Genomic DNA, 24,773 nt, shown 5'->3' on the forward strand with positions numbered 1-24,773 from the left:
CATGCATCCTGCCGATGTGACCCTGCAACAATCCTTCCCGTCCATCATGGTTCCGCGCCTTTCCAGGCTCGAACCCATGACCCGGGCGGGGGAACGGCTGCTCATCGCAGCCAACGGCGTGTTCCTCGAGATCACGCGCCCTTGGCTAAGGGTCGTTCGCCGGCTTGGCGGTTTTCAGCATCGCACGGCTATCCCGTATGGCAACGCGAGCGAAGAGACGGATCTACTGTGCGGCCGCATTCCCGCACGATTGATCGGCGAGTTTGCCGAATTGGCGCGCGCCGCGTATCCCAAGGAAACGGGTGCGTGGGTGGTGTGGAATACCAAGGACCCTGCCTTCAGGCTGGTTCCGGTGCAGATCCTCGAGCACAGTGCGGGTCACCTGAAGTATGACCGGCCAGTGTTGGCAGACGGTGACGTGCTGGTGGTGGACTGCCATTCCCATGGCCGATCACCTGCATTCTTCTCGCCCACGGACGATGAAGACGACCGGCACGACGTGAAGTTTGCGTTTGTGTTGGGCAACTGCGCCGCGGCTGTGCCTTCTTTGGCCCTCCGGCTTTGTGCCAAGGGAATCTTCGAGGTCATCGAGACGGTGCCGGCAGAGTGGTATGCGGCGGCGTCCTTGGAGGTATTGGCATGATCGAGCATCGTATTCCGGAGATCATGACCCGGCGCGCCTGGAATGTCGTCGTCGTCGGTGCTGGCGGTACCGGCAGCGCCTTGCTACCCAATCTGGCGCGGCTGCATCACGCCATGCTCGAACTGGGCCACCCCGGTGGCATCGAGTGCACGGTCTACGATGATGATACGGTCAGCGAGACCAATGTCGGCCGTCAGGGCTTCTATCCCGTGGACGTCGGTCAGCCCAAGGCGACTTTGCTGGTCAACCGGCTCAACAATCTGATGGGAACGCGCTGGGAAGCGCGCGTCTGTCGCGTTGGTAGCCGGGATCGCTTTACCTGCGACATGGTGGTCGGCTGCGTCGACACACGGAAGGCTCGCAAGGCCATCCTGGGCGCGATGAGCCGGGGGATCGGTGGCTACTATCTTGACTGCGGCAACGAGTCGGACAGTGGCCAGGTCATCCTCGGCCAGGTTCGCGGCAAGGCCGCTGAGCGCCTGCCTCACGTGGGCGATCTCTTTCCGGAGCTGTTGGACCCGAAGGGGGACAAGAAGGACACGGCTCCGTCGTGCTCCATGGCCGAAGCACTTAGCAAGCAGTCGCTGGTCATCAATCAGGCGATGGCGGTGCAAGCGTACAACCTGCTGTGGACGCTGTTTCGCACGGGTACCTTGCAGTACTGCGGCGCGTTTGTGAATCTGGCGGTGGGTCGCACGAATCCGCTGCCAGTGGATCCCCAGGCTTGGGAACGATTCGGGTATCACCTCCCCGAGCCGAAGCGGCGTGCGAAACCCGCCCCGCGCCAAGCCGTTTGAGCCCGCCATCCCCGCTTTCCTTGGGAATGGCTTCTTTCATCGGCGAGTTCCGGTTGCATTAACCTGGGGCCCGTTTGAACGTAACACTCGCGCCGCTGGCGCGAACCACCTTCATCAACCCGTTGGGGCACTAGCCCTGCGGGCGTGCTCCATCTCTTACCTTGGAGCACTTCATGAGCAATTCTTCAAACACGCTGCGCGCTTATCGTCGCATCTTCGTGACCGGGAGCTGGCTGCCAGACAACACCGCGGTCGGCGCCTGCTGGAATGGCACGATGTGGAACGGCTTTCCGGTCCCTATGTTCACACGCGAAGACGGCGACGGACTGTGTGCGGTCATGCCGAACCTTGTCTACGTGGAGCGCCGGCAGGCGTTCCTCTTCGACGAAAATCAGCAAGTTGAATGGTTTCGTCCCTCGATCGCCGTGGTGGACGGCAAGGAACAGCACCTCTACGCAATCGGCGATAGCTGGTGTTGGCAGTTCGCGGACTACGCGGACGATCCGAACGTGCAGAACTGGCTTGCGGGTAGCTACCTGCAACTTCACCTGCGACCAAGTGTGCGGGCGTGGATCCAGGAACTCGCATGGGCGAATGGCCAGTCGGTGGAGCACCACGCCGAATTTCTTCTGGCGTGTTTCTGTGAAGAGCGCAGAGACGGGCGGTCCAAGTTCGATCTATCAGGTTTCGAGGCGACAGCGTCGCGCGCGCAGCATGCAACACCCGTTTCGGATGGCGATGCTGTGCGCGTGCGCAGTGGACCGTGGCTCAACGTCGTAGACGCTTTGTTGTCGCTTGTCGCAGCAGAAGACGGCGGCGAGCCATCGAGGCTTTCGCGCGAGATGTTTGCAGAAACCGTTCTGCATGGTCTCGCTCGCGAGCTCGGCGGTGTGGCGTAGCCGGACCTCTCCACATTCGGCGCCGACCCTGCTACCATTGCGGCACCTACCGCGTCTCAGACGCATCGACCCCTTCCGGTTGTATAGCCGGACATCTCTTCTCTCCCCTACGGGCCTTCCTGCCCGTGGGCATGTTGGCCGATTTTTCTTGAGGCCATCATGTTCAAGCGATTCTTCCTGCTTTTCCTTTGCTGCGCCATTTTCACCGGCTGCGCTGCACAGCCGACTTCGCCGAACACCTATCGGGGTTCCGAAGCGCTGCGCCGTGGTAGTGCCGAAACCGTCACCGTCCTCCGGGTCCGTCCCGTCACGATTGTCGACAGCGACGGATTGATGTCCGCAAACACCGGCGTGCCTGGCGTTCTTGGTGCCGTTGTCGGCGCGGTCCTTGGCGCTCGCGTCATTGGCAACGGCAACGGTCGTTATCTGGCTGGCGCCTTGTCGGGCAGCGTCTCCGCGGTGATCGTGCAGACGGCAGCCAACCATCTGAGCCGCCGCAATGGCGTTGAGGTCATTGTCCGCACGGACAACGGCCGGCAGATCGTTGTCACCCAGGATGCCGATCAGCAGTTCGTCACCGGCGAGCAGCTGTACCTTGTCTCGGGTGCCGGCGGTCTTCGCCTGACTCGCTAACGGGCTCCAGTCGTAGCCTTATCTGTTTCACCCTTGCCTCGCGGGCCTCCCGCACGGGGGGCTTTGTCGCGAACTGGAGTTCACCATGTTCGACGTTGCACAAGCCTCTCCTATCACCATCATCCCCACCGAAACGAAAGGGAAATACATCTTTGAAGTCGCGGATGCCATCCGTCGTCAACTGTGCAGTGCTGGGCTCGAGCCGGAATGGCTCAATGCTGCCAACTTCATGGATGACGACAACGAAGCCTTGTACGGTCCGAAGTCGTCCCGTCAGTGGCCCCAGTTCGGTGCGCGTGAACGGCTTGCCGTCTCCGTGCATCGCGGCTGGTCGGAAGGGTGGGCGGTCTTCGTTGACCGCGTCGGTTATACCGGCGATGCGTCCAACCTGGTCACCACTGCCCAGAAACTGTTGGTCGGCAAGACGCTGTCCGAGCGCCAAGCTTGGGCCACCGTCAGGGCGATCACCAAGATGTTCGATATTGCCTGATATCCGGGCCTATCCATTCGCAAGCCCGAGAGGGCTTGCCCAACCCCTCGGGGTTCGGCAAGTCGCTTTCACCCGCGTTATCGACGCATCGACCCACTGTCCGGCAACTCCGGACCAACCCATTGCGGGACACTCGTCCCGACAAGGGAGGGGATGTCCCCATCTGATTCGAGGATATCCATGAAGCTTCCCAAGTCTTTTCTTCGTCCCCACGCTCCCGGCAATCCGGCAGCATGCCAGGCGCTGCGTCGCGACGCATGCCGCATGCTGCGCCGCTTTGCCGGTGACATGTCCTTGCGCCCACGCGATTACACGATCCGCGAGCATCGGCAACGCCGGCGCGCGGTGGCCGTGTTCGCGCTTCAGACGGAATCGTTGCTGCTCGAGATCCAGCATCCGCCAGGCGCCGAAGGCATTCGTATGTCCTACCGGACGTGCCGCGGTCGCAATGACCTCAGCGGTGGCCGCAACAACGCCATCCACTTGCCTTCGCTCTCCACCGATGATGGCTATACCAATCTGCTGACCACGCTTCGCGTGGTTGCCGGTCGGCGCAGCTGAGGGATCATCATGACGACTCCTATTAAGGTCACATTCACATCGACGGCAGGCGAGGAGATAAACGGTCAGGCGCAGTTCGAGCCGATGTCTGAGCTCGTGACGCTACCCTCACAATTGCTTGAGCATGTACAGCGAGCCAGGGCTGCATGTGATGGGCATGCCCTCGTCGCACATGAGGACGGGTATCGCTATCCGCTGCAGCCGGTTGAAGATGGTGTCTACCAGCTTGACCGCTCGCGTCGGCATCGGCAAAGGCTACTGGAGCAAGCTTGGAAGGCTGTTACGGCGCCAACCAAGGATCAGCGGCAGCAGTCTGGCCGCTTTGCACACACGCTGTCAGCCGCTGCGCTCATCGGCGCCAGCGTTTACGTAGGGTATAGCAATGTATGGATGCTGGTCGCCCTAACCGACGTTCTTAGCCTCGTCGGCGTTGGCGCTGTACTATTTCTCGTAGGCGCAGTTCTTTCCAAAGGAGATTGAGTTATGACTCTCGGCCTTTTTGTATTGATTCTCGGCGGTGCCATCTCGGTCTTCCTGCTCTGGGCAGACCGAAACGGTCGTCGTGTACACAAGGACTAAGCGCCGTTTCGTCCACGCCCAGCCATCTGCGCGTCGCAAGGCCGAAAACGCCGATCCAATCGGCTCACCGCATGAACGCACTCCATACAAGGGGTGCGATTTCATTTCCAGACCCACACGGGCGTCGTCCCGATGGGGCGGCTCCCTCCCAAAGGAGTATCCCCCAATGGACGACATCGTCTATGGCGCTGGCTCGGCCAGCTATCCTGCCGGCGTGCTGTTGCGCGTCGGCCTTTATGACTCGAACCTGCGCCCGGCACTGCGACTGGTCTGCGCTGACGATGGCATGCCCTATGCCTCGCTCAGCGTGAACTTGCCGGAGGCGCCATTGCTCGCCGGCGAATTCTGCGTGGCGGCCGACTGGAACCTCCCCGCGGACTTGAAAGCGGCGTTGCTTGCCACCGGCAGGTTCGCGGACACAGGCCGCGGTATCGAAGGCTGTGGCCAGGGCGGCGCCATCTGGCGCATTACGTGTCCCGCGCTGCTGTCGCAGCTGGGGGCTGCCCGCATCGTCGGCAGCCGGTCCCGTCCGACCCCGAGCATGGCCGCCTTCGCTTAGCGCTACATCCCATTCCAACCCTTTCGGGGCACGTCCCCGAAGGGGCGTGCTCCGTCTTGGAGCACATCATGTACGTCATTACCCTCGGCCAGCGAGCCGAAACTCGCACGACGCTCGCCGGCGTGCTGCATCTGCTTAACGACGACCGAAGCGAGACGGCCCAGCCGCGCTTCGAAGAGATCGCAGTGCGCCACGTGGAGGGCAGTAACATCCCCGTTGTGCGCCTGTCGCATGGCAAGCTCGGCGTTCGTCCTGCCGGAAGCGCCCGTTCGATTATCGCGCGGGTCATCGATGAGGTGGATCGCTTCATCGTGCGTGTGTGCGGAAAGATCCTGCGTCCGCAGGAAATGAGCCGCGCGTCCTGGGGTGCCGTGCTGGCGGCGGGCCGCTTGGCCTACTTTCCGGAGGAAGCCATCGACCTGTCACCAGGCGCGGCCGGACCGCTGTTCCAGACAGCGGATCTCTTCGAGGAGTCGGGGCCCTTCGACATTGCGCAATACGTGCAGTCCGAATTTGTCCGGCGTTTTGGCTATGGCACCAACGGGCCGTTGTACGACCCAGCTCAGATCCCGAACGCCCGTCATGAAGTGCACGTCGCGTACGCGCTCTTGCGAGGCGAAAAGATTCGTGATTGTGTGCTGAACACGTACCGCGACAATCCGCGCTTCGGGCAGTCCGACCTGGACTGGCTGCAGCCGCTGATCGCTGTGCCTGCACTGCGTGGCGCGCTGCCGGCCCATCACCTGCGGGCGCTCTGCCGTCTCCTGCGACTCGAGAAGATCGCTATCTCGCCGCAAAACGCGCCGAAGCTCCTGGCGATCGCTCGACGCGTCCCTGCCGACGGCACCGATGTGCACGTGGACGACGCCTTGTACGAGGCTGGCGTACTAGCACCGCGGCCCACCCCTGTGGCGCGCCCGGAAGAGGGGCAGGCCGCAGCGCCCGTCTCTGCGCTCGCCTCGCGAATTCATCACCTCATCTCGCAGCGGCAGTTCCATGCGAAGATGGATAAGGCGAAAGCGCAGCGCGAAGTGTTGGAGATCAGCCAGCGGCATTTCGATGATATTGCTACGCGGGCAGTGCATGCTCGCGTGTCGACCAGCTTCGACTGGCCCAACAAGGTTGCACTGGCGGTCCTCCAGCGGGACGTGGCCACGCTTCTGCACATCTTCGACAATCCGAAGGACTGGAACGTCGACTCCAAGCGTGCCTTGCGCGAAGAGCTCGAAGTGGACCTACTGCAATGCACCGCGTCGGTTCGTCGCCAGCGCATCTTTGAGATGTGCGGCTTCTCACCGACGGAGCAACAACGCTGGGAGCAGCAGGCGGCAGCCGCGAAAGCCAACCGGCTCGCGGTGCAGGACTTCGAGGATGCGCGCAGGCGTGCTGAGGCGTCCAGCTGGCGGCTTGAGACCGGGAAGGTGCTCAATGGCCGCGAGTACGTGGACTTTTGCATCGCCGAGGGCTTCTCGGAGATCGTCGACGTGCCGCGCGGCAGGGCGCGCGAGTATCGCATCCGCGATCCGCGCCGCAGCATGTCGCGACGCCTGCGCGCCAAGGACGGCACGCTGGCATATGCCAAGGCAGTGATCGCGCAGACCAACGCGCCAGTCGCCCTTGCAGCTTGACTATTACCCCTGGCCTACGGGCCGGGGGATTTTCCTGGAAACACATAGCATAAGTGTGAGCTTTCGCCGGCGCCGAGCATCGCGTCGCAGGTTAGTCTTTCTCAACCGCAAGCTGTGTTCGCACTGAACCGAATCAGTCCAAACACAGTTTTACCCGCGTCTCTGACGCATCGACCCACCGCCGGCATGCCGGCCCATCTCTTGAACCTTCCCACAGGGACCGCTCCCTGTGCGGACGGGCCTGTGGGATCTCCGTAAGGAATCCCATGGAACTGAATCCCCCCCAACTGCAAAAGCTGCTCGCCGCCTGCATTCCGGCCACGTTGCCGGTCCTCGTCACGGGCGCTCCCGGCATCGGCAAGAGCGATATTGTCGCCGGGGCCGCTATGGATGCTGGACACGACCTGCTTATCTCCCACCCCGTAGTCGAAGATCCGACCGATTCGAAGGGCTTGCCCTTCCCGTCATCGGACGGCGCCCACGCACGCTTCCTGCCCTTCGGGGATCTGGAGCGCGCGCTGGGTGCCAGGCGTCCGCTGGTCTGGTTTATCGACGACCTGGGCCAGGCCACGCCTGCCGTTCAGGCCGCCAAGATGCAACTGCTGCTGGCCCGCCGGATCGGCGAGCATGCTTTGCCGCCGTATGTCACCTTCGTTGCAGCGACCAATCGCCGCGTCGACAATGCCGGCGTTTCAAACATCCTGGATCCGCTGAAGTCACGCTTCGCGACCATCGTGGAACTGACGACTTCGGTCGAGGACTGGACGCGCTGGGCGGTGGCAACGAACCAACCGCCGGAGCTGATCGCGTTCTTACGCTTCAAGCCCGATTTGCTGCTGTCTGAGAACAGGACTCGCGAAATCGAGAACCTTCCCAGCCCCCGAAGCTGGGGAATGGTCGGCAAGCTGTCGAAGGTGGTCCCTGCCGAGCTCGAGCACGTGGCCTTCGCCGGCGCGGTCGGGGAGGGTGCTGCAACGGAGTTTGTCTCGTTCAAGCGCCTCTTCCGCGAGATGCCGTCTCCGGATGGCGTGCTCGCGGCGCCCGCTACCGCACCGATCCCGACCGATATCGCGGTGCAGTACGGCATTGCCACGGCGCTCGCGCGCCTGGCCAACGCCAACAACTTCGATCGCGTGATGGTCTATGCGAATCGGCTCCACGAAGCGGGGCTCGGCGAGTTTGCCGTGCTCCTTGTGCGGGACGCCGTGGAGCGCGATGCGTCGATCGCCAGTACCCCTGCATTCATCGTGGCGCAGGGCGGCCCGATCGGGGCTCACATCCGCGGCCAGTAAAGCCGCATTTCTGCAACAGCACCACATCTGCCGGCCGGCTCGGGTCTTCCCGAGTCGGCCTTTTCTTTTCGCTGCCGCTTTGCGGCACATCCCAGTGAGGATTCATCATGAACATTACCAATCTGACGTCTCGCGTCATGCTCTCGACCCTCAACATCTCGCTCTGGCGCGCGCGTCGTTTCGACACCCGTGCCACGCAGGAGGTGGAGGCTAAGCACGAGGCCAAGGACATTGGTCGCTTCAACAAGCGGCTACTGACCGACGGTGCAACGTCCTACAAGGAGGTCTGCGCCATCGGCAATCGTGCACGCTCGCTGTTCGATAGCCACTCACTGGACTACGATCAGCTGGGCGTGCGTCTGCTGCCGACAACTGTCTATATGGAGGTCGCGGAGAAGCTGCGTGCCCTGCGGGACGAGTTTGACGGCGCCAAGGCACAGTTTCTGGCCGACTATCCTCGTCTGAAGGACGAAGCGCGCGTCGCGCTCAACGGTCTCTTCGACGAGGCGGATTATCCGACCGAGGCAGAGCTGCGCAAGAAGTTCGGTATCCGCTTCTCCGTGCTGCCTTTCCCCGATGCTAGCCAGTTCGGCATCGATCTGCCTCCCGACGTGCTGCAAGGCATCCGCGATGAGATGGATGCGCGGGTCATGGGAGCTGTGAAAACGGCCAACAATGACCTGGTCGGCCGTCTGTATGAGGCCGTGCAACACTTCGCCAACCGCCTGTACGGGGAGGGCAACGTGCGGCTTGACGTGGCCGACAAGGTGCGCGAGCTGAGCACGCTACTGCCGAAGCTGAACTTCTCCGAAGACCCCGTGCTCGCGGACCTCCTCGCCACGACCCAGGACCAGCTTGCCTGCTACACCGGAGCGCAGCTGAAGGATGACCCGCTGCTGCGGCTGAATGTGGCTGAGCGCGCGATGGAAATCGAAGCGCAGATGGCCGCATTCATGGGTGGCCCGCCGCCGGCGATGACGCGCGAGCAGAGCGACATGCCCATGCTGCAATTGCTTGCTGCGTGAGGTTGCCATGCATGCGCGAATCGTGAAGCAACGCGCGGCGCTGGTGCTATCGCAACCGTTCTTCGGTGCGCTGGCCCTGCGTCTGGCCCTCGTTGAGGATCCTGCCTGCCAGAGCCTGTGGGTCGATGGCGTGCGCCTGGGCTACAACCCAGCGTATGTCGCGTCCCTGGATGACCTCGAGCTGCGGGGCGTCCTCGCGCACGAAGTGCTCCACGTGGCCAATGGCCATTGTTGGCGCATGGGGGCGCGGGATCAGGAGCGGTGGAACCGCGCGTGTGACTACGCGGTGAACCCGCTGGTGCTCAACGCCCAGTTCAAGCTGCCTCAGGGCGTCTTGCTGGATGGGCGATACCTGGGCAAGTCGGCGGAGGAAATCTACGCGATGCTGCGACAGGAAGAATCGTCGCAGCAGCCGGATGCCGAGGCTGGCAGCGGCTCGGGAACTGAACCGTCACCGCAAGCCAGTGGCCAGCAGCCAGCACCACCGTCGACAGGATGTGGCGAGGTGCGGCAATACACGGGCGCCGACCGGCCGGCGGTAGAGGGCGAATGGCGCGTAGCTGTGAATCAGGCTGCGAAAGCGGCCAAGATGCGCGGCGCGTTGCCTGGCGACCTTGAGCACCTGGTGGAAGCCGCGCTACGTCCGTCCGTCGATTGGCGAGCGGTGCTGCACCGCTTCGCCGCCCAGGCGGCCAGGTCAGACTACAGCTGGAAGGTGCCCAACCGTCGCTATGCGCATCTGGGTCTCTACCTGCCGTCGTTGTACTCGGAAGCGGTCGGAGACGCGGTGTTCGTCAGAGACTCCAGCGGCTCGGTGTTTGACGAGACGCAGCGGCAGTTTGCGGCGGAGATTATTGCGGTGCACCAACACCTGCAGCCGGCCCGGCTCATCGTTATCGATTGCGATACGCGGGTCACGCAGGTCCAGATCTTCGAGCGTGACGAGGTGGTTGATCTCCGGCCGTTGAAGGGCGGCGGGGGGACCAGCTTTAAGCCGCCATTCGTATGGCTGGAGCAGGAGGGCATCGAGCCCGCTTTCCTTGTCTACCTCACCGACCTGTACGGTCCATTCCCTGCCGCGGCGCCTGCCTATCCAGCCCTCTGGGCTTCAGTCACGCCGTTGGATCGCATCGCCGCACCACCTTTCGGTGAATGCGTAGAGGTCATCGTTTGACCCAAGCCCTGGCTACGGCCGGGGCACTATCTGCGGAACGAAGTCACTACTGAGCTGTCAACTCATGTAACCCCTCAAGCGAGCCACAGACGTGCCGATGGTGGATACCGAAGTGGTCGTAGCAGGCTCCAGCCCCGGCGCTTTTCTTTTTTGGATTCCTATGTCAGCAAGCATTGCCCAATCCGAAGCATGTGGTCGGACTATTCGCGTAGCCGAAACAACGGCAGGTGCCAGTCGCAGTGAGCGGCTGGACCGTTGCCAAAGGCGGCGCGCGTGTTGCCGGCATGGGACGCCAGAAGAGCGAGCTTTGGAGCCCCAGCTTCTTGTGATGGACGTCGACCGCCTGCCGAAGCATGGCATGGCGCTGCGTGTCGACGAGTGGTTTTCAGTTGTCCGCAACGGAAATTTCTTGCCGTTTGACGACTGGCTCCCGATTGTTGCAATGCCGGTGCAATCTGCGGTGGCGGGCATGCGATTGCCGCAAGGCAATGTCGCGTTCGAATTGCGCCACGGCAAGCAATACGCGATCGAAGACTCGGCGCATGGCGCCAGGACGTTTCAATGCATCATTGACGGCCGCGTGCCGCTTGTGGCCTTCATTGACGAGCCAGGCTACCGGGGACCGTGGATCACGGTCCGAAATCTCTTTACTATCGAAGAGATGGTGAGCATGCGAGAACTGCGCGAATGAGAAAGGAAAGGGCCCAACGCGTCTGCGTGTCGGGCCCTTGTTCTTTACCGGTTTTGGCAGAAAGACGCCGTTTATGTGCGAGCTTTCCGGAAAATTGCTTTGAGCATGCTCATACTTTTACCGCCGGCTCGGCCTCCGCCGTCGGCGCGGCGGCTGTGATTGTCGCCTCCGGACCGTCGCCATAGGTGAGAGCGGGAATCCGCGAGATAGTCCCCTCCAGGGCTGCAGAGCTACCAAGCCGGATGGTACCGGCATAGGCAATCCGGCCTTTCACGCGGCCATTGATATGCAAGGAAATCCGGGCCGCCACATCTCCCTCGACGGTGCCATCGATCAGCACGTGATCGCCTTCAACGGTGCCGCGAATCAGCCCTTCCGCACCGATATGGACCAAGCCTCGGGATGAACGCAAATCGCCATCGACCAGGCCAAAGCAGCTAACGCCGTGATCGCAGGCCACGTGCCCGTGGATACTGAGTCCTGCCTGAATCAAACTGAAGGTTCTTTGCTGGGTCATGTCGGGAATCAGAACAGTTTGATCTCGTTTCCGCGGCTGGATGCCGGGGTTACCTGCGCGGTCTGTGGGGGGGAGGCCGGTTGCAGCCTGGTGGGCGCCGGCGCAGCCATGTTCTGCTTCGGGACTTGCGCCTTGGGCGCTTGGGGCTTCGCCCGGTTCTCGGCAGCGGCTGCTGAGCTCGCCGCAGGCGCGGGCGCGGACACGGCCGGCGCAGCTGACGGCGAGGGGACAGGCGTGGGCTCAGCAGCGGCTGGCTGCGCGACGCTTGGCTGCGACGCGGGCCATTCGTGGCCGCCATCTTCGGCTGGTCCAATGGCCGCTGGCAAAGCGGCAGCCGTCGACGACTCGGGGCGCTTGTGCGTGTCGCCCGACGCGAGCCATCGACCTCCGCCGAAGGCGAGAACGGCAATCAGCACAATGCCAAGGCCCCGCCAATGGATCGGCTTGATACGCGCCCAGGCAGGCACTGCCTCGTTCCCGGACGGCGTGTGAGTTGGGGGCAGCGCCGACGAGGCGCTAAGGCTGGCGGCACCGGACGGGGCCAGTTCGATCGTGACGGGCGGCTCCGCATAGTGCGCGTGCAGGCGTTCGATTTCGTTGATGTCCATACTGTCTTTCAGGTTTCAGGCTTGATCGATCAGCTTTCCGTCGGGGGAGAAGCAGTCGTTGTCGGGGATGCAAAGCCGGTGGATCGCACGGATTTGTCTGGCAGCGCCAAAAATCGCCTCGTCCTTCTCAGCGTCGGTAATAGACTGGGCCATGTATGCCCCGAGCGCACGGTGGAAGAGTCTGTCGTGCTGGTTAAGCAGTCGGATCAGCCGTCCGGCTAGCGAGTGTGTCACCACGAGCTGCCGTTGGTCGAATCTAAGGCTGAGATGGCGCCTTGGCTGCCGCTCAATCCATTGCAGCCTCGCGTCCATCCATTCCTGCGCCGCTCGGAAGGCCTCGTCCAGGGCGAGGATCTTGCCTTTGCTGGCCACCGAGAACTTCGACGTGATGAAGTTGTAGTCGCTGCGCAGGAAGTTCCGTACGAAGTCGGTGCAGTAGGACACTTCTGTGCCGCTGTCCGTTTGAGGAACGATCTTTGCGACGCGTCCCTCGCTGAGCATCCGCCGGATGGGCTTGGGTCCGGCGTCGGATGCGGTGGTGTCAGAAGGCGCGTCCCGCGACGATATCAGCGGTATAGGATGCGGCTCGCCATCGGGCAGATGATGGGAAGGTTCGGCCATGTTCCATGTGGTGGGATCTCTCTCAGCAGGCATTCTGAGACACAACGCTGCACAGATGCCTGGAGAAAGCGACACATAATTGGCGAGCTTTCTGACTTTTTTCCGGGTGCTGATGTGCCACAATTCACTCACACCTCGCGTCACTGACGCATCGACCCTGACTCCTGGCGAGTCCATCTTCTGCTCCAAGTCGTGCCATTTGCGCACGCGCCGACCGGCTGGCTACCGGTGTGGATATTCCTTGTGATAAGTGTTTTCGCCGAACACTTCCCTCATCAGCTCGTAATACGCGTCTTTCGCTGTGCCTCTTCATAAGTGCACGCTGGACACCGTTCGAGCCTGGGACCATGTGGCGTCTCTCTCCAGGCCCCTCCTAGGCAGAACGGCTGACGTCGAGCCGATCCGTGAACCTGCGGCCGAACCTGTGGGTTCGCGAAATGGGTTGTTGTGCAGCGTGACCATGCTGCACGAGGACGACTTTACGTCCTCAGCATGAGCGGCGGGCGATTAGCACGCTGCTCCCTGAGTGCCACGCCCCCGGAAGGGGCGTGGCATGCAGGTCTCTCGAACAAAGCTCGCTCTCCGGCGCATCCGGGACGCGGGCTTTCTTTGTTTGTGAGAAGCCTGTTTCGGGGAGATGTCATGCACCACGATTCCGAGATTTCCGCCGCCATCGCGGCAATGCTGGTTCGTCGGCGTCCGATGTACAAGGACATGCCGGCAGCCTGGCGCAACCTTTGTGAGGCGGCACACGTCGCAAGTCTTCCGGAAGCCGCTCGTGCGGCCTTCCTTTCCACCGTAACGACCCAGCGCGGGGCAGACACAGCCTTGCGCCTACGGGAGCATGGTGCGTCCATCCGGGCGAACGTCGTTCGATTTCTCTCAGAAAGGAGAATGAACGCATGCATGCACCCATTACCTACAGCGGCTTCGACGGACCGAGAAGCCTTCTAGAAGAGCGGCCCATGCGGCCGCCTATCATCGGCAAGATCCGGCCGGGAATCAAAGTCCTGACTCGCAAGGCCCGGGAGAATCCCGAAGCCGTGCGAATCCATGACGCGATGCTTGCCCAAGGGCATTCATTTGAGTCGATCGGCATCCAGATCGAGCGCAAGACCCAATTGCGCAACGCCCTCGTGCCGAAGAACGTGCCATGGTTTACCTGTCGAGGATCGGACTTCGCGAATCCTGCCGTAGCCGACGACATCCTACAGCGCTACGGCGAAGACCGCGGCGATGGCAATGGCCTGAAGCTATGGCGCTTCCCCGTGGTGTTCGCCTTCGATGACTGGCTGCGCAACATGCCAAATGAGCTGGTGACGTACACGGCCAGCGGCAGGCAGTTCTTTTCGGAGTACGGACCGGACGGCTTGCGCTACTGCAAGACCTACGCGCTGGTGCAACGCGATGCGCGAGCCAATCGTGCGAAGCGCGTGTGGGGTGGTCGACCTGTCATCCTCCGTCAGGACGATGCTATCCCGGACGGCCGGTGCGATCCACACAGCTGCCCGCAGTACCAACAAGGCTTCTGCAATCTGTCTGCCTCGTTCTTGTTCGCAGTTCCGAGCACTCGGGGCCTGGGCTTGATCGAATTGCCGACAACGTCAATTTATGTCCTGCAGAAGGCGCACGCGGCCATGCAGACTGTCGCGCTGGCACGTGGGCGTCTGGTCGGGGTCCAGTTCTTTCTGAGCAAGCAGGAGGTCGAGATCAGCCGGATCGAGCCTGAATCCGGCAAGCCGGTTCGGCAGATGCAGTGGCTCATCACCCTCGATGCGGATCTCGATCTGGCCGGGCTGCTTGACGGCTCCGATCGGCCGGAGCTCGCGCATGTCGAAGCCGCGCAACACGCGATCGCAGCGCTCGAGGGCACACCGGAAGTGTCGCAGCAGCGTGAGTCTTCAGGCGATTCTCCGCCAGAGGATGAGCGTGCGTTGCCCGACGCGCAGGCCCAGCACGCGGCCGATGAAGACCTGGCCGCGGAGTTCAACGAGCTCGCCGGGCGCCTCGGCTTCGGCAACGAGCAGGATCGCATGGATCTGCGTGTATTTCTGCAGAACAGCTTTGGCGCCGGATGGACGAAGCGGCCCGAAGCGGTTCGGCAGGTGGTGAACGACATGCGCATTGCGTTGGCGAATAACCCGGTCGCATACCGCGAGCAGGTGAAGGCTATCGCCGCCGAGATCTCTCCCTGAGCCTGGCCTGCGTGCCGGCTCGACTTATGGACGCCCGATGGTGTCCATGCTTCCTTTCGCTTCGCTGGCCAATCCGGCGGCACATTCCCTATCCATAGGAGGTTCCATGCTCAACGAAGGCGAAAGCCTGCGTCTGGGTCATTTCTCAGACCTGCACTACTCGCCCAGCCATCTGGCCGAGGCGGACCATTGCTTTGGCTTTGCGGTCGACGATGCGATTGCGTCGGGCTGCCACGTCGGGGTCGTGTCGGGAGATTCCACCGATCATCGTCTTGACGCGCACACGCCAGCGTTGTCCGCGCTCGCACGGCAGATTCACCGGCTGTCGGCCCACATGCCCGTCCTGCTCCTGCAGGGCACTTACAGTCATGAGCCACCGGGCACGCTGGACCTGTTCCGACTCATCGGTGCGCACCATCCCGTATACGTAGCCGATCGCATCCATCAGGTCGCGCTGTGCGCGGGGCAGTTTGTACCGTCGGACGGCCCGGTTTTCTCGCCCGCGGAAATCGACGTGCTGATGGCCCAGCACGGCATGCCCGAAGTGGTCTTCACCTGCGTGCCGACCGTCAACAAGGCGGTACTGGCTGCTGCCGCCGGCGTGGCCAACGCAGCGACGGCGGTGGGCGACCAGCTTGCCCACTACCTGGCCGCGGCTGGCGCTATCAATCGCCAATGGCGGTCATGGGGCGTGCGCACGGTCGGCGTGTCGCACGGCACGGTGAACGGCTGCCAGACCGAGCACGGCGTACCCATGGCCGGCTTCGACCATGAGTTCACCATTGGCGCGCTGTTCGAGGCCGAGTGTGACGCCTTCATGCTTGGCCATATCCACCGCGCTCAGCAATGGGAGCGGGAGGGCAGGGTAGTGGCATATCCCGGCTCCATCGGGCGATTCCACTACGGCGAGATCGGGGAGAAGGGATACCTGCAGTGGCAGGTGACCCCCGGACATGCCACGGCCTCGTTGGTGGCCACGCCTGCACGCGCGACGGTGTGTGTGGACTTCGATGGCCCGCCGGACATGGCAAGGCTCGCCGACATTGCCATGGAAGCCGCTGAGAAGTTCGTGCGCATTCGTTGGACGGTCAACGAGGAGCATCGTCAACTGGTCGACCGTGACGCGGTTCTAGCGCTGTTCGGAGAAAGCGCCGAGGTCAAGATCGAGACGCGCGTCTTGCCGGCCGTGCGTAGCCGCGCTGAAGGCATCAGCCGGGCGGCCAGTCTGCCGGAAAAGCTCTCCCGCTGGGGTGAGCTGACCGGCGTTGACACTGCCCCGTTGGTAGACCGTTTGACCATGCTGGAAACGCTCGATGCACAGTCGATCGCGGACGGCGTGCTCGCCCAACTGCGCGAGGCTGGTGCGCATGAGCATCCCCGAGCGGAAGTGACACCAAGCGGTGTTGAACGCTCCGACCCGAGCCCGGACCCCGTGGCGGTTCTCGCGTCGGCGCCGCTGGCCGACCAGTCAAGTATGGACTGGCTCACCGATGACCTGTTCGCGGGGCAACCCGCCTAACCCTCTGAACATGCGAGCCCTGTTCCGACAGCCGTGAGTGGCTGTCGAAACCCGGTTTCACCCGCGTCGTTGACGCATCGACCAGCAGTATCCATTTCTTTTCTATCTACCCAGACGTGGTGCTTCCCGTCCGGGGCGCGCTCCGTCCTACCCTGGAGTGCAACATGATTCTCTATCACGCCGGTCCGAAGTGGCTCCATGTTGAGGAAAGTGCCATGACCCGCACGGATCTGGCCAAGCGGTTGTGCGAGAACCACCAGTTCACGCAATGCATGATGTATGAGCCGTTCGGCCGCGGCCGCGGCGCAGTGATTGCCAAGCGCGATCACATACTGGTCATGGCGATTGCCACCGACGGTGGCAACACCTGGTACTCCGTGGCACCGTCCAAGGAGCTGCAAGACGTTATCTGGTCTTTTTCGAACGGCTTTGCCGGACAGTGGAGCGCATTGGAGCTCAGGGCCATGACAGGCCTGGACGACTGGAAGGCGCTTCTGCAAATGGCCGGAGTTCAGTTTGCGGCGGCGGTGCGTTCGGTCGAACGCGCAATCGCGGGCCAGCCGGAGCAGGATGTGCCGGCCGCGGCCGAGATGCCGGTGTTTGATGGCGGCGCCATGGAGCTCCCGTCTGACTATCTCCACTCCTTTGGCGCGGAGGTCCTCGAATGCGCCCATTGAAACTGACCCTCGCCGGCTTCCACGGTATCCGCGATGGCATGCACCGGGACAGCGTTACGGTGGATCTGACCGATCTGCCGGCTGGCCTGATTGCAATTGTCGGCCCCAACGGCGCCGGCAAGACCACGATCATGGACAACCTGCATCCGTATCCGCTCATGCCGAGCCACGCAACGAAGATGTCGGCCGACGCTTTCTCGTACTGGGACCACCTCTGTGCCCCGCGCGCGGAGAAGGACCTGGAATGGGAGCACGGCGGCAAGGTTTACCGGTCGGCATTCGCGTTTCGCAACCCGGGCAAGAGCCGCAAGGCGGAGTACTACCTGTTCGAGAAGAGCGCGACGGGCGACTGGAGCCCGGTGCAACTGTCTGACGGCACCGTTTCCGATGGCAAGGCCGACACGTACGGCCGCTGCCTTGACTCGGTTCTGGGATCGGCCGAAGCCTTCTTCACCAGTGTGTTTTCCGCGCAGAACCGGCGGCCGCTGGCAAGCTACCAGCCCGCCGAGATCAAGAAGCTGCTCGCCGAGCTGCTCGGGATCGATCACCTGCGCGAGCTGTCCGCGAAAGCGGGCGACGTGGCCAAGGCGCTGAGCCGTGCTCTGGATGGGCTGCAGCGGGATGTACTTGTGCTGTCTGGCAAGCGCGACACCGTGGCAGCGATGACCAGGGAGATTCAGGAGATCGACCAGGCCCTTGCTGCTGAGCGGACGCATCGTACGGAGCGGCTCAACCGTGGCAGCAAGCTGGAGCAGGAACGCGCCACGCTGGCTGCCAAGCAGGCGGCATCGGCCGGCACTGAAGCCCGGTTGCGCGAGTTGCATCAGCGCAAGCGGGAGTTGATGGCACGTGGCCAGCAGCTTGCCATGGACGATCGCACGGCGATTGCGAAGGCGACTGCGCGGCAGCGGGACCTTGAGCATACCCTGGCGACGAGCCAGGCAACCCTTGCGCAATCCGAGGCGATCACCGCCGCGGGCGCGCAACAAGATGGCGTGCAGATGGCCCTTGGCCGTCGGCAAGCGGAACTTGCCGAACGGCAGCGGGAGCTGGCCGAAGTCGAAGCGCTTGCGACGCGGCATGCGGGGCTGGTAAGTGAGCTGCGCGGGATGGAGCAGCGCGGCTCGGTGGCGGCACAGCTGGCGCGGACCCTCAAGGCCCAGACCGATGTCATGGATACCGTGCCTTGCAGCGGCCACCCAATGCACAGCCAGTGTCCGTTGCTTGCGCAAGCCCGCGAGGCCAAAGGCCAGTACGAAGCCCAGGCTATCGTGGTGACCAATCTGCGTACCAGCTACAGGGATAAGCAGGAAGCCCTGAGGCCAATGGACGCGGCATTGCAGCGCCTGCCGGCGGCTCGTGAAGCGGTGGCATCCCTGCAGCGAGACATCGCGCGAGACAATCAGCAGCTTCAACGCCTGACTGCCCTGGCGGCTCAGAGACCGTTGCTTGACACCGCCGCCGCTGCGCTTGGGAAGGCACGGGGCGACCTGGCAGCCCTGGCGCAGGAGGAGACTGAACGGAAGGACCGGCTCGTCCGGGATCTCCAGGATGTTGAATCCCAGCTGGCTGTGATGCAACGAGAGGTTGACACGCTGGCCGTAACCGATGTGACGGGCCTGATTGCGGACCTCGACCGCGACATTGCGGGCGTCCGGGAAGGGGTCAGCGCGGCCGACGGCAAGATCGAAACATTGATCCGCCGTCAAAGTGCGCTGGCCACTGAACGTGACCGGATCGAGCGGGAGCTTGGTGGTTTGCCGGGGCTTGAGTCGCAGGTGCAACGCCTGTCCGACGAAATCGCGCAGTGGAAGCTGCTCGGCAAGGGGCTCGGCAACGACGGCGTGATCGCGTTGTCGATCGATGATGCGGGGCCAGCCATTACCGGCATCGTCAATGACTTGCTGCTCGCCTGCTATGGGCCGCGATTCACAATCGCGATCCGGACGCAAACGACGCTGGCTAGCGGGGAAGCCCGGGAGGGGTTCTCGATTGCGGTACTGGATGCCGATAACGATAGCTCGAAGGAGTTTTCCGTGATCAGCGGCGGCCAGAAGGTGTGGATCAACGAATGCCTGACGCGCGGTATCGCCCTGTATCGGGCGCAACACGCGCGGCAGTCCTTTCAGACGCTGTTCACTGATGAAGCGGACGGTCCGCTGGATCCGGAGCGCAAGCGCGCCTTCATGAAGATGAAGCGTGAAGTGTTGCGGGTTGGCGGATATGAACGGGAATTCTTCATCTCCCAGACGCCGGAGCTGGTTGATGAGGCCGATGGCATGATCGACGTCACGGCGCTTGCTGCCGGGGCGTAATCGCCTTCTCTATTTCAATCCATGGCCGGTTCCGAAAGGGACCGGCTTTTCCATTTCTTCTGACAGAAAACTGGAGCAACCATGGGTGAGGGGCCCAGCTTTCATAGCTCGGACGGCTCCAAGGCGGCATGGGAGAGCCGTGTGCTATTCTTGGTGCACAAGTGCACCTAAGCGCGAAGTTATGAACGAAGTCAAAGAGGATAACGGCGCGGAGCTGCGTGCGCTGATCGTGCAAGCCGGCATCACCCAGGTGGAAGCGCTGGCGTTGGTCAACAAGGGGCAAGCCTTTCCGATTTCCCTGTCCACTTGGAAATCATATCTGGCAGCACCGGACAGTACGCGGCGGCGTAATTGCCCGGATGCGGTCATCAATCACGCCAGGAAGACGATCGGGAAGCCAAGCGAGCGCGCTTGACGTGGTGCACGTGTGCACCTGGCATTAAGCCACATTTGATGGAGCCGTCATGGGTACGGCCTATGAGAAGGATGTGGTGGCCTGGGCAGGCGAGCAGGCCGCACTGCTGCGTGGGGGCAAGCTGTCGGCCATCGACGTTCGGCACATTGCAGACGAGATCGAGGACGTGGGCAAGAGCGAACAACGCGAATTGGCAAGCCGCATGTCCGTGCTGCTGGCGCACCTGCTGAAGTGGCAGTTTCAGCCTTCCCGCCGCAGCAAGAGTTGGCAGTTCAACATTCGCACACAGCGCAAGGAAGTTGCCTACGTGCTGAATGAAGCCCCAAGCTTGCGGGGTAAGTTCAGCGATGCTGCGTGGCTCGACATCGTATGGTCAAAGGCCCGCAGCATCGCGAGCAATGAGACCGGCCTGGATCTCGATGTCTTCCCGGAAGCGTTGCCTTGGGCTGTTGATGACGTGCTCTCGCAAGATTTCCACCCTGAATAACGGAAAAGCAAAGCATGGCACAGACCCTCGATGCTTTCATCGCCGAGCTGCGCAGCGATGTGGAGCGATTCGAGCAGGCTTACCGCGCGCGCGTGGTTGAGAAGCCGGATCAGTATCCGCTGAGCCTGCCGGATGGCCAGGAAGGGTTGTGGTTCGAGTTCTTCTTGGACTTCGTGACCAACGATAACGTTTGAGACGGAAAAGAAATTGAACAACGTCATCCTGACACCGGCGATAGTGGCAGCTCTTGTGAGCGACTGTCTTGGAACAGTGAAGGTTCTTGGAATCGTTGGTCGGTGCCGAACGGGAAAGACCTTGTCGTTGAAGCAGTGGACGGAAGAAACACGTGCACAAGATGGCTTGCGAGTTGCGTATGCCGACAGCCAGACGCTACTGATGAGTGAGAAGGTTGAGGTCGATTTCGAAGGCAAGGTGCGGGGTGCTACGGTAGGTCACTACCCGATGTTCGATTTTAACGGTGCTGATATTGTGGTCGTGGATGAGCCGCTGCAGAACCGGGAACTTGTGGAGAGGCTGTTTGCACACGTCGATCCCAGCGGGGGCGCTTTCATGCACCGGCTGATGGTACTGCCACTCCAGACTGAGGATTCCATTGAGCGCTTTGGCATCCCACGTTCGGCGGTTCGGCTGTACTCGGTCGCCGGTCTGCCGCTCTAACATAGGAAAAGAGCGATGCTCCTGCACTACGAGACCGAAGCCGATGCGCACGCGGCGGCGATGCGATTGCGCGCCATGGGGCCACATGCGCGGCGGCTACTCGAAGAGTGCGTGGAAACGCAGGAACTGAAGCGCAAGAAGGTATCAGCTGCGGCGCAGATGCTGTCCGACTCCGGTTTCATTTTCATCCGGGACAGCGGCGATATGTGGCAAGCAGAAGTCACGCTCAGTCCATCGCTGGCAGGGGAGGAAGCACTAGAGGCTCTAGAGTGGAACGAAGAGCGCTTGCGATGACGATGCTGCGATCGAAGCCGATGTACCGCGAAACGGATAAGAGCAATGGGTGCGAGCGATGGATTGGATGTGGGGGATGAGTTAGAAGCGAAAGCGACATCTAGGACTGGAGTCGAAGACGGTAAGCCCGTATTGCTCCACAAGGGGGGCAAACACTACAAAGTCGTTTTCTGTGGGCCACCACGGTTGTAGTCGTCGATGAGACGGGGACCAAGCAATGAGATTGATCGCGTGGATGCCTTCCTTACGACCTTCCATTGGCATCTGTTGGAGGTTGGGTCGCGCATGCACAGCAGTTGAGGCTCATGATGTTCGAGGAGCCAGAGCTGCCGCCGCCTGAGCGTGTGCCGCGTCAAGACGCAATTGGAAGCGGCGCAGGCCGCATTTGATCGGGCGGTACGGGAACACGGTGCCGATTCCTGCGTCGAGCTTCAATTCATGGCGGAGGTCCTCGCGCCGGTGCCGGATCTGCTACTGCGCTCCCGGTATCGCGCGGCTGTCCTGAAGCAGCGCGGTTGACAGGAAAAGGGGCAAGCGCGACGAGCGGCTCACGGCAAACACCAGTTCAGGTTGACGGCGAGACTATCGTAAGCGCTCGTTTGAGCACACCAACACCAGTTAGCGCTGGGTATTGAGACGGCTACTGACTCTCCAAAGATTTTGTAGAAGCCACAACTTTCCGACTTTGGATCGTCATTCGTGTAGGCGTGCCGTCAATCGCGCGTGCTGCTTGCCCCGTTGAAGAGTGAGGCGATCCCACGGGGCGGCAATGCTGAATAACGCTGGCGTTGGATCCCCCGATCTTGACTGCCGACTCATCTCCTTTGGCCTCGTCTTCAAAATTCGACGTCGCACGCAGCTTGTCCAGCACTTCCCGATAGTTGTCATGCAGTTCCGGCCAGTCCTCGCCAGGCTCTAGTGCTGCTGGATCAAGCCGACCGGAGACCACTGCCAGGCGCACCGCGGGATGGCGGTGTCCGACTTTCGCCAGCCATCCAGCGCACGCGAACTCCTCTCCTTGCCGGGATTGATGACACGCAAAGATACTGGCTCCAAAGTCCGGCCCCATGCCCCGGTGGTCAGGGCATGTATCAGCCAGCTTTTCGGCCAGCTCGAGATCGAAGTTTGGAATGTCTCCCGCACCCGCAGCGCGACGCCAGGGACACGATGCACAAGGTTTGCCTGGTGTTTTCATAGTTCAACTCTTGCCCTTACTCTCCAGCTGGGACGTACTCCGGAAATCCAACTTCTTGCGTCCAGAAATGCAGGCGCGGCCAGGCAGCGACACCGTTACGCTCGCGAATCGCGCAAAAGCCGGCGTGAGCGAGTCCGTGTACTCCAATGTAGGCGCGCATCTGCAGCGCCAGCCGGATTGCCTCACCATCACCACCGTACTCGTCGTCTCGAACAATCTCTTCGCCGGGCAGCCCCAATTCGGTACCCGCTGCCCAAGCCCATGCAGTGGCTTCTGGATCCGAGCATTGAATGACTGCACGATAGAGGGGATCGTCCGGATACACACCTGCCTCATCGACGACCTTCAGCATTTCGCGATGACCTGCATAGAGGTTTCCGTTCATAAGTGATCGGAAGCGCCGTGGTGTAATGGCCAGATGCCCCGCTTCGTGCAGAATTGTCGAAATCCGGCACGCAGGATCTACATGTAGCGCACCCTGCGCGATGCAGCATCCTTCGGAGAAGCCGGTTGCGCCGTCTTCGTATCGGGCAGGAACCCCGATTCCATTGAGGAAATGCATCACCCTGTCACGCGTTTCCGGGGCGTCAATTTGATAGTCCGGTGACAAGCTTGTCCGCATAAGTGATTCTCTTCCCCCCGCCGAATTTGCTTACCTGGACCGTATTGTAGCCGGTAGAATCCCCTGTCAAGCGAACCGCTTTTAGCCGTTCGAGTGGCCGCATTTCCGACAGTTCAAACACCGTGTAGCGGGTCAATATAGGTCCGCTGCCAGGCAACGCACGACGTTGCGAGCGACTGTGGTCGACCGACGACGCTTACGCGAACGCGCCGGGATATGCGACCGATTGGCGTTGGCACACGTTAAATCAGGCGCTATCGTGCAATGGCCGTCACGAACGGTGTCGCGCCGGATGATCCTTCCCTTGCCGCGTGCCGGGACTGACTGCATAGAAAAGGCCATGGAACACATCGCGGGATCGCTACCGTGATGGGCGACCCGACGTTTGAGCTTTGGCTTCCCCGTGACGACCGCACAGGCATGAGCGAGATGCAAGCTAAGCTAACGGAGCGCGAAGTCATCGACCATCTCTTTCGGATGGCGACGACGAGACTTCGATGGCACCTCCGAAATTTTGCCCTACCCGTGTGGAAGGAATGGCGAAATCTGACTGAGTGCTTTGCGTTGTCTGATCACGTCTACACGCAGTATGGATGCCTGAAGGGGATGGGGCGCGATGAAATCGCCCGGCGCACTTCATACAAGGATCGCCTCGGGCTAACCCTTGAGTACGACATCGATGCGTTGCGCTTGCGGAGGTGCTTTTCGAGGACCTGCCGGCAACCGGGGCTGGCATGGCGGCAAGTTGCTACGCCGCAGCCCTCGCCCTTCTAAGTAGGGATCCAATGCAAAAAAGCCCCGAAATCGCGAGTCGGGGCTTTTTTGTTCGCGGGAATCGTCGCGATTACGCTGCGGCGTCCTTCAGCTTCTTCAGCGGACGCACCTTGACCTTGACGCTGGCCGGCTTGGCCGCAAACCATTGTTCCTGGCCGGTGAACGGGTTCTTGCCGAACCGCTTCTTTGTGGCCGGCACCTGGATGGCCGCCACTTTGAACAGACCCGGCAGGGTGAATTCGCCGGCGCCCTTCTTATGGATCGCGCTCACCATGGTGTTTTCGAGGTGGGACAGCACAGTCTGAACGGTCTTCTTGTCCAGCTCGGTCTGGGTGACCAGGTGGGCGAGTAGGCTCGACTTGTTGAACGTGTCCTTCAGAGGCTTGGCGACCGGGGCGGCTGCGGCAGCCTTCTTGGCCGGAGCGGCCTTCTTTGCCGGAGCAGCTTTCTTTGCTGCGGTCTTCGTTGCAGTCTTTGCTACGGGTTTCGCTTTCGTGGCCATAGTCGTGTCTGGTTAGAAAAAAATGCGCGCCTGTAAGCGATTTAGGGTGGCGCACCGGCGAAGAATAGCAAAAGCAGGCGCGTATGCAAGAGGGAGGGCCCGATATCGTGTGCGCGCCAAGGGTTGCTCGATCAGCCGATCCTGAGCGCGCGGGAAGCGCGCCGGATGCGTGCAGCTGCCGCTCTCGCGGAGTCGCCCACTGCATGCCAGTCGTGGTGCCACCATGCGATAACGCTGGCAGCGGCCACGGTGTCCTCGGCACGGACGACGGCAATGACTTCCTCCGCGACGGCGGCCCACCAGGCCGCACCCTCACCGTCGCTCGCCCTTGGGTCGATCGCACGGCGGTAAATGACCTTCACAGTGTCCAGTGGAATATCCAT

At 62.0% G+C, this 24,773-nt stretch carries 30 protein-coding genes; 23 read left to right on the forward strand and 7 right to left on the reverse strand.

Going from position 1 to position 24,773, the window contains the following annotated elements; genetic code table 11:
• The first annotated feature begins 1 nt into the window (after position 1).
• The 13 genes from AC3WRR_RS12825 (at position 2) to AC3WRR_RS12885 (ending at position 10,971) form a co-directional block, all read left to right on the forward strand.
• Complete coding sequence (locus tag AC3WRR_RS12825; protein WP_058698154.1) at positions 2-643, forward strand: PRTRC system protein A; 642 nt, start codon at positions 2-4, stop codon at positions 641-643.
• Positions 640-1,440 carry a PRTRC system ThiF family protein gene (locus AC3WRR_RS12830; protein WP_058698153.1) on the forward strand — a complete coding sequence of 267 codons (801 nt, stop codon included), beginning with the start codon at positions 640-642 and terminating at the stop codon, positions 1,438-1,440. The genes AC3WRR_RS12825 and AC3WRR_RS12830 overlap by 4 nt, the downstream gene beginning before the upstream one ends.
• Before the next feature lie 173 nt (positions 1,441-1,613).
• Positions 1,614-2,339, forward strand: coding sequence for a hypothetical protein (locus AC3WRR_RS12835; RefSeq protein ID WP_116318648.1), 726 nt, complete (start codon positions 1,614-1,616; stop codon positions 2,337-2,339).
• 159 nt (positions 2,340-2,498) lie between these two features.
• Positions 2,499-2,972: an outer membrane lipoprotein gene (locus AC3WRR_RS12840; protein ID WP_070940837.1), complete on the forward strand. Its 474-nt coding sequence runs from the start codon at positions 2,499-2,501 to the stop codon at positions 2,970-2,972.
• A gap of 85 nt (positions 2,973-3,057) precedes the next feature.
• Positions 3,058-3,462, forward strand: coding sequence for a hypothetical protein (locus tag AC3WRR_RS12845; protein WP_058698151.1), 405 nt, complete (start codon positions 3,058-3,060; stop codon positions 3,460-3,462).
• A gap of 180 nt (positions 3,463-3,642) precedes the next feature.
• A complete protein-coding gene (locus AC3WRR_RS12850; RefSeq protein WP_058698150.1) occupies positions 3,643-4,023 on the forward strand; it encodes a hypothetical protein in 381 nt (126 codons plus the stop codon).
• A 9-nt stretch (positions 4,024-4,032) separates the two neighbouring features.
• Complete coding sequence (locus AC3WRR_RS12855) at positions 4,033-4,503, forward strand: hypothetical protein (RefSeq protein WP_081050302.1); 471 nt, start codon at positions 4,033-4,035, stop codon at positions 4,501-4,503.
• 265 nt (positions 4,504-4,768) lie between these two features.
• Entirely contained in the window at positions 4,769-5,161 is a 393-nt protein-coding gene (locus AC3WRR_RS12860) for a hypothetical protein (protein WP_058698149.1), read from the forward strand.
• A 68-nt stretch (positions 5,162-5,229) separates the two neighbouring features.
• On the forward strand, positions 5,230-6,789 hold the full coding sequence (locus tag AC3WRR_RS12865) for a hypothetical protein (protein ID WP_058698148.1): 1,560 nt from the start codon (positions 5,230-5,232) through the stop codon (positions 6,787-6,789).
• A 266-nt stretch (positions 6,790-7,055) separates the two neighbouring features.
• The gene (locus tag AC3WRR_RS12870) at positions 7,056-8,081 is read left to right on the forward strand and encodes an ATP-binding protein (protein WP_058698147.1); all 1,026 of its coding nucleotides are present in this window, start codon (positions 7,056-7,058) and stop codon (positions 8,079-8,081) included.
• Between the two features lie 107 nt (positions 8,082-8,188).
• Positions 8,189-9,106 carry a DUF3150 domain-containing protein gene (locus AC3WRR_RS12875; RefSeq protein ID WP_058698146.1) on the forward strand — a complete coding sequence of 306 codons (918 nt, stop codon included), beginning with the start codon at positions 8,189-8,191 and terminating at the stop codon, positions 9,104-9,106.
• 7 nt (positions 9,107-9,113) lie between these two features.
• Positions 9,114-10,280 carry a vWA domain-containing protein gene (locus tag AC3WRR_RS12880; RefSeq protein ID WP_058698250.1) on the forward strand — a complete coding sequence of 389 codons (1,167 nt, stop codon included), beginning with the start codon at positions 9,114-9,116 and terminating at the stop codon, positions 10,278-10,280.
• A gap of 328 nt (positions 10,281-10,608) precedes the next feature.
• Positions 10,609-10,971, forward strand: a complete 363-nt coding sequence (locus AC3WRR_RS12885) for a hypothetical protein (RefSeq protein WP_058698145.1) — start codon at positions 10,609-10,611, stop codon at positions 10,969-10,971.
• Between the two features lie 109 nt (positions 10,972-11,080).
• Here the strand turns inward: AC3WRR_RS12885 and AC3WRR_RS12890 are convergent, their stop codons facing one another.
• Genes AC3WRR_RS12890 through AC3WRR_RS12900 form a run of 3 tightly spaced genes read right to left on the reverse strand, consistent with a single transcriptional unit; the run spans position 11,081 to position 12,717 of the window.
• Positions 11,081-11,488 (reverse strand): bactofilin family protein, encoded by a 408-nt coding sequence (locus AC3WRR_RS12890; RefSeq protein ID WP_058698144.1) that lies wholly within the window; start codon positions 11,486-11,488, stop codon positions 11,081-11,083.
• Between the two features lie 8 nt (positions 11,489-11,496).
• Complete coding sequence (locus AC3WRR_RS12895; RefSeq protein WP_058698143.1) at positions 11,497-12,096, reverse strand: hypothetical protein; 600 nt, start codon at positions 12,094-12,096, stop codon at positions 11,497-11,499.
• A 15-nt stretch (positions 12,097-12,111) separates the two neighbouring features.
• On the reverse strand, positions 12,112-12,717 hold the full coding sequence (locus AC3WRR_RS12900; protein ID WP_143010730.1) for a hypothetical protein: 606 nt from the start codon (positions 12,715-12,717) through the stop codon (positions 12,112-12,114).
• Positions 12,718-13,431: 714 nt separating this feature from the next.
• Between AC3WRR_RS12900 and AC3WRR_RS12905 the strand changes: the two genes are divergently transcribed.
• From AC3WRR_RS12905 to AC3WRR_RS12950, 10 genes are all read left to right on the forward strand, one after another.
• On the forward strand, positions 13,432-13,671 hold the full coding sequence (locus tag AC3WRR_RS12905; protein ID WP_442875270.1) for a DUF7696 family protein: 240 nt from the start codon (positions 13,432-13,434) through the stop codon (positions 13,669-13,671).
• Positions 13,620-14,912 carry a recombination directionality factor gene (locus tag AC3WRR_RS12910; protein WP_058698141.1) on the forward strand — a complete coding sequence of 431 codons (1,293 nt, stop codon included), beginning with the start codon at positions 13,620-13,622 and terminating at the stop codon, positions 14,910-14,912. Before AC3WRR_RS12905 ends, AC3WRR_RS12910 begins: the two co-directional genes overlap by 52 nt.
• Before the next feature lie 106 nt (positions 14,913-15,018).
• Entirely contained in the window at positions 15,019-16,431 is a 1,413-nt protein-coding gene (locus AC3WRR_RS12915; RefSeq protein ID WP_058698140.1) for a metallophosphoesterase family protein, read from the forward strand.
• Between the two features lie 164 nt (positions 16,432-16,595).
• Complete coding sequence (locus AC3WRR_RS12920; protein WP_058698139.1) at positions 16,596-17,108, forward strand: hypothetical protein; 513 nt, start codon at positions 16,596-16,598, stop codon at positions 17,106-17,108.
• Positions 17,096-19,423 carry an AAA family ATPase gene (locus AC3WRR_RS12925; protein WP_058698138.1) on the forward strand — a complete coding sequence of 776 codons (2,328 nt, stop codon included), beginning with the start codon at positions 17,096-17,098 and terminating at the stop codon, positions 19,421-19,423. The genes AC3WRR_RS12920 and AC3WRR_RS12925 overlap by 13 nt, the downstream gene beginning before the upstream one ends.
• A gap of 181 nt (positions 19,424-19,604) precedes the next feature.
• A complete protein-coding gene (locus AC3WRR_RS12930) occupies positions 19,605-19,838 on the forward strand; it encodes a hypothetical protein (protein WP_058698137.1) in 234 nt (77 codons plus the stop codon).
• A 49-nt stretch (positions 19,839-19,887) separates the two neighbouring features.
• Entirely contained in the window at positions 19,888-20,325 is a 438-nt protein-coding gene (locus tag AC3WRR_RS12935; RefSeq protein ID WP_058698136.1) for a DUF29 domain-containing protein, read from the forward strand.
• A gap of 14 nt (positions 20,326-20,339) precedes the next feature.
• A complete protein-coding gene (locus AC3WRR_RS12940) occupies positions 20,340-20,519 on the forward strand; it encodes a hypothetical protein (RefSeq protein WP_058698135.1) in 180 nt (59 codons plus the stop codon).
• Between the two features lie 13 nt (positions 20,520-20,532).
• Positions 20,533-21,003, forward strand: a complete 471-nt coding sequence (locus AC3WRR_RS12945) for a hypothetical protein (protein WP_081050300.1) — start codon at positions 20,533-20,535, stop codon at positions 21,001-21,003.
• A gap of 15 nt (positions 21,004-21,018) precedes the next feature.
• Positions 21,019-21,297 (forward strand): hypothetical protein, encoded by a 279-nt coding sequence (locus AC3WRR_RS12950; protein ID WP_058698133.1) that lies wholly within the window; start codon positions 21,019-21,021, stop codon positions 21,295-21,297.
• Positions 21,298-21,937: 640 nt separating this feature from the next.
• On the opposite strand, the gene AC3WRR_RS12955 is transcribed toward AC3WRR_RS12950, so the two are convergent.
• The 4 genes from AC3WRR_RS12955 to AC3WRR_RS12970 all read right to left on the reverse strand — a co-directional run bounded on the left by AC3WRR_RS12955 (position 21,938) and on the right by AC3WRR_RS12970 (position 24,773).
• Positions 21,938-22,492 (reverse strand): DUF6283 family protein, encoded by a 555-nt coding sequence (locus tag AC3WRR_RS12955; protein WP_143010729.1) that lies wholly within the window; start codon positions 22,490-22,492, stop codon positions 21,938-21,940.
• 16 nt (positions 22,493-22,508) lie between these two features.
• Positions 22,509-23,114, reverse strand: coding sequence for a hypothetical protein (locus AC3WRR_RS12960; protein WP_201025223.1), 606 nt, complete (start codon positions 23,112-23,114; stop codon positions 22,509-22,511).
• 844 nt (positions 23,115-23,958) lie between these two features.
• The gene (locus tag AC3WRR_RS12965; protein ID WP_058698129.1) at positions 23,959-24,390 is read right to left on the reverse strand and encodes an HU family DNA-binding protein; all 432 of its coding nucleotides are present in this window, start codon (positions 24,388-24,390) and stop codon (positions 23,959-23,961) included.
• Between the two features lie 131 nt (positions 24,391-24,521).
• Complete coding sequence (locus AC3WRR_RS12970; RefSeq protein WP_058698128.1) at positions 24,522-24,773, reverse strand: hypothetical protein; 252 nt, start codon at positions 24,771-24,773, stop codon at positions 24,522-24,524.

The sequence above is a fragment of the Cupriavidus sp. FW305-3-2-15-C-LB2 genome (assembly GCF_058787575.1).

What these genes read in the sequence shown, in the direction of transcription:
- AC3WRR_RS12825 (WP_058698154.1), top strand. Translation starts at nt 2, where the DNA reads ATGCATCCTGCCGATGTGACCCTGCAACAATCCTTCCCGTCCATCATG.
- AC3WRR_RS12830 (WP_058698153.1), top strand. Translation starts at nt 640, where the DNA reads ATGATCGAGCATCGTATTCCGGAGATCATGACCCGGCGCGCCTGGAAT.
- AC3WRR_RS12835 (WP_116318648.1), top strand. Translation starts at nt 1,614, where the DNA reads ATGAGCAATTCTTCAAACACGCTGCGCGCTTATCGTCGCATCTTCGTG.
- AC3WRR_RS12840 (WP_070940837.1), top strand. Translation starts at nt 2,499, where the DNA reads ATGTTCAAGCGATTCTTCCTGCTTTTCCTTTGCTGCGCCATTTTCACC.
- AC3WRR_RS12845 (WP_058698151.1), top strand. Translation starts at nt 3,058, where the DNA reads ATGTTCGACGTTGCACAAGCCTCTCCTATCACCATCATCCCCACCGAA.
- AC3WRR_RS12850 (WP_058698150.1), top strand. Translation starts at nt 3,643, where the DNA reads ATGAAGCTTCCCAAGTCTTTTCTTCGTCCCCACGCTCCCGGCAATCCG.
- AC3WRR_RS12855 (WP_081050302.1), top strand. Translation starts at nt 4,033, where the DNA reads ATGACGACTCCTATTAAGGTCACATTCACATCGACGGCAGGCGAGGAG.
- AC3WRR_RS12860 (WP_058698149.1), top strand. Translation starts at nt 4,769, where the DNA reads ATGGACGACATCGTCTATGGCGCTGGCTCGGCCAGCTATCCTGCCGGC.
- AC3WRR_RS12865 (WP_058698148.1), top strand. Translation starts at nt 5,230, where the DNA reads ATGTACGTCATTACCCTCGGCCAGCGAGCCGAAACTCGCACGACGCTC.
- AC3WRR_RS12870 (WP_058698147.1), top strand. Translation starts at nt 7,056, where the DNA reads ATGGAACTGAATCCCCCCCAACTGCAAAAGCTGCTCGCCGCCTGCATT.
- AC3WRR_RS12875 (WP_058698146.1), top strand. Translation starts at nt 8,189, where the DNA reads ATGAACATTACCAATCTGACGTCTCGCGTCATGCTCTCGACCCTCAAC.
- AC3WRR_RS12880 (WP_058698250.1), top strand. Translation starts at nt 9,114, where the DNA reads ATGCATGCGCGAATCGTGAAGCAACGCGCGGCGCTGGTGCTATCGCAA.
- AC3WRR_RS12885 (WP_058698145.1), top strand. Translation starts at nt 10,609, where the DNA reads ATGGACGTCGACCGCCTGCCGAAGCATGGCATGGCGCTGCGTGTCGAC.
- AC3WRR_RS12890 (WP_058698144.1), bottom strand. Translation starts at nt 11,488, where the DNA reads ATGACCCAGCAAAGAACCTTCAGTTTGATTCAGGCAGGACTCAGTATC.
- AC3WRR_RS12895 (WP_058698143.1), bottom strand. Translation starts at nt 12,096, where the DNA reads ATGGACATCAACGAAATCGAACGCCTGCACGCGCACTATGCGGAGCCG.
- AC3WRR_RS12900 (WP_143010730.1), bottom strand. Translation starts at nt 12,717, where the DNA reads ATGGCCGAACCTTCCCATCATCTGCCCGATGGCGAGCCGCATCCTATA.
- AC3WRR_RS12905 (WP_442875270.1), top strand. Translation starts at nt 13,432, where the DNA reads ATGCCGGCAGCCTGGCGCAACCTTTGTGAGGCGGCACACGTCGCAAGT.
- AC3WRR_RS12910 (WP_058698141.1), top strand. Translation starts at nt 13,620, where the DNA reads ATGCATGCACCCATTACCTACAGCGGCTTCGACGGACCGAGAAGCCTT.
- AC3WRR_RS12915 (WP_058698140.1), top strand. Translation starts at nt 15,019, where the DNA reads ATGCTCAACGAAGGCGAAAGCCTGCGTCTGGGTCATTTCTCAGACCTG.
- AC3WRR_RS12920 (WP_058698139.1), top strand. Translation starts at nt 16,596, where the DNA reads ATGATTCTCTATCACGCCGGTCCGAAGTGGCTCCATGTTGAGGAAAGT.
- AC3WRR_RS12925 (WP_058698138.1), top strand. Translation starts at nt 17,096, where the DNA reads ATGCGCCCATTGAAACTGACCCTCGCCGGCTTCCACGGTATCCGCGAT.
- AC3WRR_RS12930 (WP_058698137.1), top strand. Translation starts at nt 19,605, where the DNA reads ATGAACGAAGTCAAAGAGGATAACGGCGCGGAGCTGCGTGCGCTGATC.
- AC3WRR_RS12935 (WP_058698136.1), top strand. Translation starts at nt 19,888, where the DNA reads ATGGGTACGGCCTATGAGAAGGATGTGGTGGCCTGGGCAGGCGAGCAG.
- AC3WRR_RS12940 (WP_058698135.1), top strand. Translation starts at nt 20,340, where the DNA reads ATGGCACAGACCCTCGATGCTTTCATCGCCGAGCTGCGCAGCGATGTG.
- AC3WRR_RS12950 (WP_058698133.1), top strand. Translation starts at nt 21,019, where the DNA reads ATGCTCCTGCACTACGAGACCGAAGCCGATGCGCACGCGGCGGCGATG.
- AC3WRR_RS12955 (WP_143010729.1), bottom strand. Translation starts at nt 22,492, where the DNA reads ATGAAAACACCAGGCAAACCTTGTGCATCGTGTCCCTGGCGTCGCGCT.
- AC3WRR_RS12960 (WP_201025223.1), bottom strand. Translation starts at nt 23,114, where the DNA reads ATGCGGACAAGCTTGTCACCGGACTATCAAATTGACGCCCCGGAAACG.
- AC3WRR_RS12965 (WP_058698129.1), bottom strand. Translation starts at nt 24,390, where the DNA reads ATGGCCACGAAAGCGAAACCCGTAGCAAAGACTGCAACGAAGACCGCA.
- AC3WRR_RS12970 (WP_058698128.1), bottom strand. Translation starts at nt 24,773, where the DNA reads ATGGATATTCCACTGGACACTGTGAAGGTCATTTACCGCCGTGCGATC.